Source organism: Clostridium sp. ETTB3, from assembly GCF_053571985.1.
This window is the reverse complement of sequence record NZ_CP199832.1, coordinates 1,511,002-1,522,573: the sequence shown is the minus strand read 5'-3', so window position 1 is coordinate 1,522,573 and position 11,572 is coordinate 1,511,002. Positions and strand designations below refer to the sequence as shown.

The window sequence follows — 11,572 nt, the reverse complement described above, 5'->3', positions numbered from 1 at the left end:
TTGATATATTGAAGTGTAAATTACAGAAGATGATGAAATATTATATACAATTGGTTGGTTATAGCTTTGATATATTGAAGTGTAAATAAAAACAACGTTGAAATATGCGTAGATGATTTAGAGTTATAGCTTTGATATATTGAAGTGTAAATTATTGAAATTCTGTACCAGCTTTAGTAGCGTATCCAGGTTATAGCTTTGATATATTCAGTTGTAAAGAGAGTGAAGCTCAGAGAGTTGTTATTTATATTTAAATTATAATTTAAAAATATACTTAAAAGGGGCTGTCTCACTAAATCATTAGTGCACAGCTCATTTTTGTTAAAAAAATAAATCCCAAACTTCACGAGTTTAGGATTTATGGTAAAATATTTTTCATGCTAACAAAAAAATCTTACACAAGAATTATACGATAAATCGAAAGTTTTATAAATTAAAACTTCCTTTTGATATAGAGTGCATAATTCCAGATAATGATTCGGTGAGATTACTAAGCCAGTTTGTGGATTAGATGGATTTAACTGAGCTATTTTTTAGTTAAAGATAGTTTTTAATTTTTGTTACTTATAAGTTTTGTTTTTTAGTAGCATTTTTATACATACTGGCGTAAAACCGCTATCCTTTTAAAGTATCGGATGTAAGCCCTAACCTTGATTTTGTATATATTTTTCAATTGTTTCCTTAGAAACATTTCCAATACTGCATGAGAAATATCCACCTGACCAGAAAGTTTTTTCTTTCCAAAAGAACTTAGCTAGTTCCATCATATTATTGTTTTGCCTCCACAATCTATATGTAGAAATTTGCTTAAACCATCGAACTAAGTCTAAAACTGACATAGTTTGTTTGTAATGTACCGGTAGATGTATATGGTTCTTATATACTTCCATTTCTACAATCACAATATCTTTCTCCTTGGCTATATCATAAAATATTTGTTTAATCTCATCTCCAAATTTGATAAGCAAATTTCTTCGGTATTTCACAACAAATATCAAATGAACCATTAACAGATATTTACTGTGGTTTTCACTAACATAATCCATAACTCCAGTTAAGCCCTTTCTTAAAAACATAAGGTATTAATAACTCCACTTTAGGAACTTTTTTAATTTCCTTTAAAGCGATATACTTGCCTTCGTTTTGAGTTCCTTTAACAGTATAAACTTTTCCATCATATTTAACTAAATCATTAGGTTGATAGAAATATTTTTGTTTTCTTATTCTACGCTGACCTTTTGATATTTTAACACCTCTATATTTTCTTAAATTTTCTGTATTAAGATTTTTGTTTCTTGTGCTTCTACCACAGTTTAAGTCTCCACCAGAAACCTTTTTTTCTGTTCTAATATCTATAATTTTTGAATCATAGAATTTCTCTAAACTTCTATTTTTGAGCCTATATTGAATTACTAAAAACCTCTCTTTAGTTCGAGCTTGATTCGTTCCTTTTGCAATAGCAAAAGCGTCGTTTAAATGGCTCTTTTCGATACCATTTTGAATTCTATGATTTTTAGTAATATATCCATAAGTTATAGACACATTATTATGTTTATATTTTAATTCATTAACTAAATACCATCTAATCATACTCATAAATGTAGCATCTTTAAAACCTCTAACTTTTTTACCATTCACGCACCAATCATAAAGAAATTTTCCATTCTTATGATTGGCTGGAGTATGGCATTTGCTACAAAGTGTAATTAAGTTTTCAGGTCTATAACTACCACCTTCGCTTAGGTATCTAATGTGATGAACTTTTAATATCTGCTCTTTCTTATCTTTATGTTTGCAGTTTGGATTTTGACACTTATGACCGGCCCTGTGAAGGACAAATTCTCTCACATTCCAAAAAGCAAACATATCCCCATTTTGATAATCAACACCAGAAATCAAATCATATTTCATCTTTTGAATATTGAAATTAGCAACTTCAATAGTAATTTTCCCTATTGGAGTTCAACCATCACATTCGCCTGAAGACTATGCAATATTACTTTCAGAGAAGAAACTAGGGAGTTTCATCCCAAGCCCCTATCCCTTTAGGGGAGTGGGCTATTGACTTAATTATCATTTTTCATTTCTTTTTCTAAGACAAATGTCATTATAATTCTTATTATAAATACAGAAGCCAAAATAATTAATTCATTTAAGTCTTTAATAATAACTGTTTTAAGTATTTCTGCTGCTAATTTAAAATCTAGTGTAGTAACCATTGCATCTGAAAATTCATATTTAATATTAAAATTTTTATGAAAAAATCTCTTTAATATATAGTGATAAAAGGCTGTAAATGTACCTATTAATAAAATAAAAATACCCATTAGTTCAAATATGTGAATTAAAATTGGTAAATAGCTATCAAATAATTCTTCCAAAATATAAACACCTCAAAATTAGTAATATTTTTAGAATTCCCTAAAATAAAATTAAAAATACAAATTATTTGTATCTGTTAGCATAAACAAAAATTTCATGTAATAAAAATTTATTATTTGTAAAATAATGAAAGCAAGAAAAACTAAATAAATATAATACTATATTTTAGAGGAGAATATAATGGAAGAAAATAAGTTAATGGAAATTCAAAGGGAATTAATGGTTTGTAATAAGCCATCAGTTTATTTAGAAAAAATTAAAAATTCATTTAAAGACACGCCTTTAGAATCCTTATGGATACTTCAATTAATAGAACAAAATCCAAGGTATCATCCTGAGGGAAATGTTTGGAATCATGTTATGCAAGTAATAGATATAGCTGCAAAAATAAAAGATTTTGCTATAGATAAGGAAGCATTTATGTTAGGTTCATTATTACATGATGTAGGAAAAGGAATAACTACAAAGAAAAATAACCAAGGAAGATGGACTTCTTATAATCATGATGTAGAAGGGGTAAAAATAGCAGAAAAAATATTAAACTATTATAAATATGATGATTATGAAAAAGAAAAAATATTAAATTTAGTAAGGTTTCATATGCATCATTTATATATAATTAAAAACTTGCCTTATGCTAAAACGAAAGAAATGATAAAAGAGACAAATTTAAATGATATTATTTTATTATTTATAAGTGACAGAATGGGAAGAGGAAATTTCGAAAAACATAAAAAAGAAGAGGAAATTAATGATATTAAAAAAGTTATATCAATTTTAGAAAATAATTATATCTTAAATTTAAAAGATATTAAGGAAAATGTTAAAAAGATAGAAAAAATTATATAAAAATTTAAGTTACATATATTCAATTATGAATATACTTAAAATCACAATCATATTATTAGGATATAACAATGTGGGGGTGGTTTTAGTTGGAGATTATAAATAAATTAAATTTAAGTAAAAAAGAAAATAAATTTTTTTATTTTATGGTTTTCATATTTTTTTGTGTGGGGATAGCATTAGGTACATATATAGTTAAATATATGAGAGCAAGTGATGCATCAGATCTTACAAGTTATTTTTCAACATTTGCACAAAGTATAGTAAAAGAGCCAGTAAATAATAAAGCGCTATTATTAAATGTATTAAAGAAAAACTTAATACTTTTAACAGTATTAATTACAATATCTTTTACTGTATTTGGTACGCCAATAATTTTATTATTAGATCTTATAAAGGGCTTTACATTAGGTTATACATTTAGTTTTTTAATTTCAACATTTGAAGGAAAAGGTCTATGGTTAGCATTAGTTGCAACAATACCACAAAATATTATATATATTCCATGTTTTATAGCATTAAGTATAGTTGGAATTGAATTTTCTTCAACAAAACTAAAAGATAAGTTCTTTAATAAAGGTAAAGTAAATACAATAGTAGAGAGGGAACTAATTTTTAAGATTGGGGTATTTGCATGTATATTTATTATAGGCACATTTATTGAAGCTTATCTTTGTCCAAATATTATTAAATTTGTAGTAACAAATGTTTATAAAGTTAGTTAAAGAATAGATGATTATAAAAGGAAATTTTAAAGTTGTTGTCGAATAATAATAATTAAGGTGGGATTGGGGAAAATCATGAAAGAAATAGTAAATGAATATAGAGAGTCATTACTTCAAAGTCATAAAAGTGATAATACTGTTTATGCATACGTAACTGATGTAAATTTGTATATTAAATATTTAAATAGCAAAGATATATATTTAGATGAAACTGATAACGTAACAGTTAAAAATTATATCGAACATTTATTAGAAGATGGAAAATCAGAAAGATCAATAAGTAGAATCGTCATTAGTTTAAGAAGCTTTTATAATTATTTAAAAGATCAAAAGATTATTAGAGATATACCTAAGATTTACTATAAGAGTACAGATCAATCAAAGAAACTACCAGAAATATTAACAGTTGAAGAAGTTGATAAAATTATAAAGATAGTTGATAAAGATTGTAATAAGGGGATTAGAGATAATGCCTTATTAGAACTTATGTATGCAACAGGAATGAAGGTTTCTGAAATAATCAAATTATCAGTAGAGGATGTAAATCTTGATTTACTTTATGTTAGGTGTCATGATAATAAAAATTATGAAAGACTTATTCCTATTGGAAGAAGTGCAGAAGCAGCACTTAAAGAATATTTATCTATAAGAGATATGATAGCTTCAGCTGGGGTACACAATTTATTTGTTAATTTAAATGGAAATCAATTAACAAGACAAGGTGTATGGAGGATTGTAAAAGAATATTCTCATAAAGCTGGAATAAATAAGGATGTTAATTTAAATACATTTAGACATTCTTTTGCAGTACATTTACTTCAAAATGGAGCAAATGTAAGAGCAGTACAAAAGCTTTTAGGAAACCAAGTATTAACTTATATGGACACTTACTATGAAATAATAAATAATGATAAAATAAACTTAGTTTATAAAAATTCCCATCCAAGAGCTTGATGCTTTTTAAAATGGGCATTATATACGAAAGGAGAAAAAAATGAAGAGAGCAATTTTAGTTGTATTAGATAGTGTAGGAGTTGGAGAATTACAAGATGCGAAAAGTTATGGTGATGAAGGAAGTCATACTTTAGATCATGTATATAAAGCTTGTAATGGACTTGAAATAAAAGAATTAGAAAAGTTAGGGTTAGGAAATATAGAAGGTGTTAATGAGCCTAAAAAATGTAGCAAACCAGTAGGTGCTTATGGAAGGTGTAAAGAAGCATCAAAGGGGAAAGATACTGTTACAGGGCATTGGGAAATTGCAGGTGTTATTTTAGAAAAGCCACTAAACACTTATCCAGAAGGATTTTCTGAAGAAATAATTGAAGAATTTAAAAAGAGAGCAAATGTAAAAGGGATATTAGGAAATGTTGTTGCTTCAGGAACTCAAATAATAGAAGAATTAGGTGAGGAGCATGTTAAAACAGGATATCCTATTATATATACATCTGCAGATAGTGTATTTCAAATTGCAGCACACGAAGATGTTATTTCAGTAGAAAAATTATATGAAATGTGCCAAGTTGCAAGAGATATGCTTGTAGATAAATGGGCAGTAGGAAGAGTTATTGCAAGACCATTTATAGGAGAAGCTCCAAACTTTAAGAGAACATCAAACAGAAGAGACTATGCATTAGATCCATTTAATAAAACTATGCTTGAATATTTAAAAGAAAATAATTTAGAAGTTGCAGCCGTTGGAAAGATAGAAGATATTTACAATAGAAAGGGTATTACTTCTGCAGTTCATACAAAAAATAATATGGATGGTGTAGATAAAACTTTAGAGTATATGGATACAGTAAAAGAAGGTCTTATCTTTACAAATCTAGTTGATTTTGACATGTTATATGGACATAGAAATGATCCTAAGGGATACGGAAAAGCTTTAGAAGATTTTGATAACAGATTACAAGAAATTTATTCAAAGATGACTGATGAAGATATTTTTATAATAACAGCAGATCACGGCTGCGATCCAACAACTAGCAGTACAGATCACTCAAGAGAGCATATACCTGTACTTGTTTATGGAAAGAATGTAAAACCAGGAGTTAATATTGGAACAAGAGAGAGATTTTCTGATATAGGAAAAACAATATTAGATTTCTTTAATGTGAAAAATGAGTTAGTTGGAGATAGTTTTTTTAATAAAATAATGGAATAGCTAGGAGTGTGTAACTTATGAGGATGTATGACCTTATAATGAAAAAAAGAAAAGGTGAAGAATTAACAACAGAAGAAATAAACTTTTTTGTAGAAGGATTTACAGATGGGAGTATTCCAGATTATCAAGCATCAGCAATGCTTATGGCAATATTTTTTAATAAGATGAATAAGAGAGAAACAGCAGATTTAACAAATGCGATGGTTAAGTCAGGTGATGAAATTGATTTAAGTAGTATTAAGGGGATAAAAGTAGATAAACATTCTACAGGAGGCGTTGGAGATAAAACATCAATTTGTTTAACTCCGTTGGTTGCATCACTTGGAATACCAGTTGCTAAAATGTCAGGAAGAGGTTTAGGTCATACTGGAGGTACTATAGATAAACTTGAAACTTTCAAGGGATTTTCAGTTGAATTAACAGAAGAACAATTTATAGAAAATGTAAATAATATAAATATAGCTATTATGGGGCAAAGTGGAAACTTAGTTCCAGCAGATAAAAAATTATATGCATTAAGAGATGTAACAGCTACAGTAGATAATATGTCTTTAATTGCTTCAAGTATAATGAGTAAAAAAATTGCTTCTGGAGCAGATGCTATAGTTTTAGATGTTAAAGTTGGAGATGGTGCATTTATGAAAACACCAGAAACGGCTAAAGAACTTGCAAGAGAAATGGTTGATATAGGAAATCATCTTAGAAGAAAAACTATTGGGGTAATTTCTGATATGGATCAACCATTAGGTTTTGCAATAGGAAATAGCTTAGAGATTATGGAAGCTATTGAATTATTAAAAGGAAATGGACCAAAAGATCTTTTGGAATTAACATTAACTTTAGGGTCAAATATGCTTATTTGTGCTAAAAAAGCAGAAACTGAAGAACAGGCACGAAAGATGCTAAAAGAAAATATAGCTAATGGAAAAGGATTAGAAAAGCTTAAGGAATTTATAAAAGCACAAGGTGGAGATATTTCAGCAATAGATGATTTTAGTAAATTTCCTAAAGCTAAATATATAGAAGAAGTTGTAGCACCAAGAGATGGATATATTACTAAGATTAAGGCAGAAGCTTTTGGTCTTATAGCAATGGAACTTGGAGCAGGACGTGCAACTAAAGAAAGTGAAATAGATTTAGCTGTTGGTCTTGTTTTAAATAAAAAGAGAAGTGATAAAGTTAATAAAGGTGATGTTCTAGCATACATACATTCAAATAATAAAAATAATATTGAAAAGGCTAGAAAAAGCATCCTAGAAAATATAACTATTGAAGATAATTATGAATTAAATATTCCGTTAATATATGATATAGTTAAATAATTTAACACTTATAAATAGAATAATTCTAAAAATCAACACTAGGTTTTTACTGTTGAATAACACTAAAACCTTAGGGTTGATTTTTTTATGAATTATTTACACATAAATACTAATTACTAACTATTTATCATATTTTTATTTTGTTTTGGTAATAATAAGCTTAAAAGGAGGAGAACAAATGAAGAAAAAAATATTTAATAAAATCTCTATTATTCTTTTATGTTTATTATGTTTAAATACAGTAATACCAATGGCTGCAGAAAGAGTAGAGCTTAAAAATTCTACTCCACATGATATTTATACAGCTTGTTTAGAAGAAGGAATGAATGTTGATGCAAAATCAGCAATTCTTATTGAGCCTGTAACTGGTACAGTATTGTATGAAAAAAATCCAGACGAAAAGTTTGCGCCTGCTTCAGTAACTAAGATAATGACAATGTTATTAGCAATGGAAGCAATAGATAGTGGGAAAATTTCATTAGATGATAAAATTACATGTAGTGAAAATGCTAAAAGTATGGGTGGAAGTACAATGCTTTTAGATACTGGTGAAGTTAGAACTGTTGAGGATATATTAAAAGGGATAGCCATAGCTTCAGGTAATGATGCAGCTGTAGCAATGGCTGAATTTTTAAGTGGGTCAACAGATGAGTTTGTAAAAGTAATGAATGAACGTGCAAAAGAACTTGGAATGACTAATACAACATTTAAAAATTGTAATGGTTTACCAATGGAAGGGCATTTAACAACTGCAAGAGATATTTCTATAATGTCATTGGAATTATTAAAGCATCCAACTATTTTAAAGTATAGTGGAACATATATGGAAACTATATCTGAAGGAAGAAAATCTCCTATAGAATTAGTAAATCATAATAAGTTAGTACGATTTTTTGATGGATGTGATGGATTAAAAACAGGATTTACTCAAGAAGCTAAATATTGTATAAGTGCAACCGCTGTAAGAAATGGGGTAAGAATGCTTGCTGTAATTATGGGAGCTCCAACATATAAAATAAGAAATAGAGATGCAAGTATGCTTATGAATTATGGATTTTCTAAATATGAAGGTAAAAAATTATTTAATAAAGATGATGATGTTGAAACTATTTATTTAGGAAAAAATACTGAAAGATACTTTATTGCAAAGGCAAAAGATGATTTATTTATAGTAGTATTAAAGGGTAGTGATGGAGAACCTATAAATAAGATTGTATTAGATGAAGAAAAAGATAGTTATAGTGAAGGTGAAACAATAGGTAAGTGTGAAGTGTATTTAAATGAACAAAAAATAGGAGAAGTAGAATTATATTGTGACAGGGATGTTGAAAAAGGCGGATTCTTTGATAATTTAAAATATAATATGAAAAACTTATTTAAAAAAGGAGTTTAATTTAAAGTTTAGTTTAAAAGGATTAACCCTAAAAATGGATTAATCCTTTTTTTTATATTAAAATATAAATATAGGAAGGATGATTAATATGAAGAAAAAAATAATATATACACTATTATTATTGTTGTTATTAACTGGATGTGCTGATAACAATAAATCAGAATTAAATAAGGATAATAATCAAGATGTTATAGAAGAAAATAATGATAAACCTATTGAATATACTAAATTTACTGCTTTGGACAAGGTGTATGAAGAAAATAAAAATATAATGGACTTAAATGAGGGGGATAAGATATATGATAGGATGAATGATTATCCTCATGTTTATGGAGAATATAAAGAGATAGATTTTGCAAGTGATTTATTAACAGAGTACTTACATAAAAATCCTAAGGTATATAACTATATAGTAAGTGAATGGAATGAAGATAGTGATGAAGTTAAGTTAATAACTGGTGAAGATAAAGAAAGAATTGAAGAAAATGTTAACTTTTTAGGAGAACAATTTGGATTATCTAATGAAGATCCTGTTTATTTTCAATTAGATAAGGTTATACTACAAAATAAAAATGAAAATGATAATATAGTTGAATTAGAGTTAAGAGGATATTTATCAGCAACAGACGGTAATTATAGACCATTAGGAACATTTACAGTTATTGTATATACTAAGGGTGATAAATTATATGGTTCAATTATATAAAATTAATATATATTTAATTAATGAATTTTTATAAAAATTAAGGTTCTATGATAATTAAATATTTTATAAACTTAAATTAAGGAAATAATATATTTTTGAGAAAGTAATATAATGTTAAAATATAAGTGAGAATATTTTGGGAGGTATTAATATGTCAATTTTAAAACGATTTAGCGATATAATGTCATCAAATATTAATGCACTATTAGATAAGGCAGAAGATCCTGTTAAAATGATAGATCAATTAATGAGAAATTTAAATGATGATTTAAACAAGGTAAAAGCTGAAACTGCATCAGTAATGGCTGAAGAAACAAGGGCAAAAAGAGAATATGATGAATGTGAAAGTGAAGTAAATAAAATGCTTTCTTATGCAAAAAAAGCTGTAGATGCAGGAAATGATGATGATGCAAGAGTATTTTTAACTAAAAAAGCATCATTAACAGAAAAATTAAATGTACTTAATACTAAATATGAAGCAACTCATAATAATTCTGTTAAAATGAAAGAGATGTATAATAAGCTAACAAATGAAATTGAAGAACTTAATGAAAGAAAAGGTACAATTAAAGCAAAAGTTGCAACAGCAAAGATGCAAGAAAGAATTAATAAAATGGGTTCATCTATAAGTAATTCAAAATCAAGTTTAGATTCATTTAGCAGAATGGAGGAAAAAGCTAATAAAATGTTAGATGAAGCTAATGCAATGGCTGAATTAAATAGTATGCTAAGTGATGAAATTGATAATTTAATGAATAAATATAATACAACTAATAACAGTCAAATTGAAGATGAATTAGCAACTTTAAAAGGAAATAATATTATTAGTGATAAATCTGAAATAGATAATGAATTAGCAAAACTTAAAGAAGAAAAGTAACGGGAGTATATTTAAAATAAACCGTATAGGAGGCAATAGTATGGGGTTGTTTGGTAATCAACTGTTAGATGTAATAGAATGGAATGAAACAAGAAATGATGTTTTATTTTGGAAGTGGAAAAATAGTGAGATTAAAAAGAATAGTAGATTAATAATAAGACCAGGTCAAGATGCTATATTTATGCATAATGGTAAGGTTGAAGGTATATTTACTGAAGAGGGAAATTATGAAATAGAAACTCAAATAATACCTTTTTTATCAACATTAAAAGGATTTAAATTTGGATTTAAATCTGGACTTAAAGCAGAGGTACTATTTATAAATACAAAGGAATTTCAAGTTAAATGGGGTACTAAAAATCCTGTAAATATACCAGCACCAGGAATGCCAGGAGGAATGCCTATAAGAGCATTTGGATCATTTAATGTTAAGATACATGATACCATGACTGTAATAGATAAGATTGCTGGAATTAAAACTCAATTTACTGTTGATGATATAAAGATGAGAGCATTAGCAGTAGTTGATCAACTTTTAATGAAATGGATTGTTAGAGAAGGAAAGGATATGTTTAATTTACAATCAAATTCATTTGATATTGCAAATGGAATTAAGAGTGACTTAGATATGGAAATGCTAAAAATAGGTCTTACTGTAACCTCATTAAATATTGAAAACTTTAGTTATCCAGAATCAGTTCAAAAGATGATTGATAAAAATGCTGCATATGGAATGGTTGGTAATATAGGTCATTATCAAAGTGTTTCTATGACTGAGGCTATGGAGAAAAATCCTAATAGTTCTATGACTAATATGGCACAAGCAGGAATGGGAATGCAGATGGGAATGCATATGATGAATGAAATGAAAAAGAATATGGAAAATGATTCTTTAGTAAATTCATCAAATGGAGATAATGATTCTTCAGATAGTAAAAATGTTATTTGTAAAAATTGTGGAGAACAATTAAGTGAAAATACTAAGTTTTGTCCAAATTGTGGAACTAAAAATACATCACAGGAATTAGAAGTTAAAAAAAATAAGTTTTGTAGTGAATGTGGGTCAAAAGTAGCAATAGGAGCTAAGTTTTGTCCAGAATGTGGAGCTAAAATTAATTAATTGTGAATTAAAATATTAAAAGTAGGAAATA

The 11,572-nt window shown here is 27.3% G+C and carries 12 protein-coding genes and 1 CRISPR repeat array (1 of these 13 cut by a window edge); of the genes, 9 read left to right on the top strand and 3 right to left on the bottom strand.

From position 1 onward, the window contains the following. A CRISPR array of direct repeats spans window positions 1–219; the repeat unit is 30 nt; unit sequence GTTATAGCTTTGATATATTGAAGTGTAAAT; it reaches 141 nt to the left of the window's first position. Between the two features lie 425 nt (window positions 220–644). From tnpA to ACUN06_RS07475, 3 genes are all read right to left on the bottom strand, one after another. Next, window positions 645–1,007 (bottom strand): IS200/IS605 family transposase, encoded by a 363-nt coding sequence (gene tnpA, locus ACUN06_RS07485; RefSeq protein WP_449389561.1) that lies wholly within the window; start codon window positions 1,005–1,007, stop codon window positions 645–647. A 25-nt stretch (window positions 1,008–1,032) separates the two neighbouring features. After that, entirely contained in the window at window positions 1,033–1,899 is an 867-nt protein-coding gene (locus ACUN06_RS07480) for an HNH endonuclease (protein ID WP_449389560.1), read from the bottom strand. Window positions 1,900–2,066: 167 nt separating this feature from the next. Then, window positions 2,067–2,381 carry a DUF1622 domain-containing protein gene (locus tag ACUN06_RS07475; RefSeq protein ID WP_291735309.1) on the bottom strand — a complete coding sequence of 105 codons (315 nt, stop codon included), beginning with the start codon at window positions 2,379–2,381 and terminating at the stop codon, window positions 2,067–2,069. A 181-nt stretch (window positions 2,382–2,562) separates the two neighbouring features. Here ACUN06_RS07475 and ACUN06_RS07470 point away from each other — a divergent pair, with 181 nt between their 5' ends. From ACUN06_RS07470 to ACUN06_RS07430, 9 genes are all read left to right on the top strand, one after another. Continuing rightward, entirely contained in the window at window positions 2,563–3,231 is a 669-nt protein-coding gene (locus tag ACUN06_RS07470) for an HD domain-containing protein (RefSeq protein WP_291735307.1), read from the top strand. 86 nt (window positions 3,232–3,317) lie between these two features. Next, window positions 3,318–3,953 (top strand): stage II sporulation protein M, encoded by a 636-nt coding sequence (spoIIM, locus tag ACUN06_RS07465; protein ID WP_302569863.1) that lies wholly within the window; start codon window positions 3,318–3,320, stop codon window positions 3,951–3,953. 75 nt (window positions 3,954–4,028) lie between these two features. Next, complete coding sequence (locus ACUN06_RS07460) at window positions 4,029–4,907, top strand: tyrosine-type recombinase/integrase (protein ID WP_291735303.1); 879 nt, start codon at window positions 4,029–4,031, stop codon at window positions 4,905–4,907. A gap of 40 nt (window positions 4,908–4,947) precedes the next feature. Further along, a complete protein-coding gene (locus tag ACUN06_RS07455) occupies window positions 4,948–6,120 on the top strand; it encodes a phosphopentomutase (protein ID WP_294162470.1) in 1,173 nt (390 codons plus the stop codon). Between the two features lie 17 nt (window positions 6,121–6,137). Continuing rightward, window positions 6,138–7,442: a pyrimidine-nucleoside phosphorylase gene (locus ACUN06_RS07450; RefSeq protein WP_294367833.1), complete on the top strand. Its 1,305-nt coding sequence runs from the start codon at window positions 6,138–6,140 to the stop codon at window positions 7,440–7,442. A 178-nt stretch (window positions 7,443–7,620) separates the two neighbouring features. After that, window positions 7,621–8,835, top strand: a complete 1,215-nt coding sequence (locus ACUN06_RS07445) for a D-alanyl-D-alanine carboxypeptidase family protein (protein ID WP_331893171.1) — start codon at window positions 7,621–7,623, stop codon at window positions 8,833–8,835. 88 nt (window positions 8,836–8,923) lie between these two features. Further along, on the top strand, window positions 8,924–9,541 hold the full coding sequence (locus ACUN06_RS07440) for a lipoprotein (protein ID WP_294367838.1): 618 nt from the start codon (window positions 8,924–8,926) through the stop codon (window positions 9,539–9,541). 151 nt (window positions 9,542–9,692) lie between these two features. Further along, window positions 9,693–10,421 (top strand): PspA/IM30 family protein, encoded by a 729-nt coding sequence (locus tag ACUN06_RS07435; protein WP_449389559.1) that lies wholly within the window; start codon window positions 9,693–9,695, stop codon window positions 10,419–10,421. Between the two features lie 40 nt (window positions 10,422–10,461). After that, window positions 10,462–11,541 carry an SPFH domain-containing protein gene (locus ACUN06_RS07430; RefSeq protein ID WP_294383598.1) on the top strand — a complete coding sequence of 360 codons (1,080 nt, stop codon included), beginning with the start codon at window positions 10,462–10,464 and terminating at the stop codon, window positions 11,539–11,541. The last annotated feature ends 31 nt before the right edge of the window (window positions 11,542–11,572 follow it).

What these genes read in the sequence shown, in the direction of transcription:
- ACUN06_RS07460 (WP_291735303.1), top strand. Translation starts at nt 4,029, where the DNA reads ATGAAAGAAATAGTAAATGAATATAGAGAGTCATTACTTCAAAGTCAT.
- ACUN06_RS07445 (WP_331893171.1), top strand. Translation starts at nt 7,621, where the DNA reads ATGAAGAAAAAAATATTTAATAAAATCTCTATTATTCTTTTATGTTTA.
- ACUN06_RS07455 (WP_294162470.1), top strand. Translation starts at nt 4,948, where the DNA reads ATGAAGAGAGCAATTTTAGTTGTATTAGATAGTGTAGGAGTTGGAGAA.
- ACUN06_RS07470 (WP_291735307.1), top strand. Translation starts at nt 2,563, where the DNA reads ATGGAAGAAAATAAGTTAATGGAAATTCAAAGGGAATTAATGGTTTGT.
- ACUN06_RS07435 (WP_449389559.1), top strand. Translation starts at nt 9,693, where the DNA reads ATGTCAATTTTAAAACGATTTAGCGATATAATGTCATCAAATATTAAT.
- ACUN06_RS07450 (WP_294367833.1), top strand. Translation starts at nt 6,138, where the DNA reads ATGAGGATGTATGACCTTATAATGAAAAAAAGAAAAGGTGAAGAATTA.
- ACUN06_RS07440 (WP_294367838.1), top strand. Translation starts at nt 8,924, where the DNA reads ATGAAGAAAAAAATAATATATACACTATTATTATTGTTGTTATTAACT.
- ACUN06_RS07430 (WP_294383598.1), top strand. Translation starts at nt 10,462, where the DNA reads ATGGGGTTGTTTGGTAATCAACTGTTAGATGTAATAGAATGGAATGAA.
- tnpA (WP_449389561.1), bottom strand. Translation starts at nt 1,007, where the DNA reads ATGGTTCATTTGATATTTGTTGTGAAATACCGAAGAAATTTGCTTATC.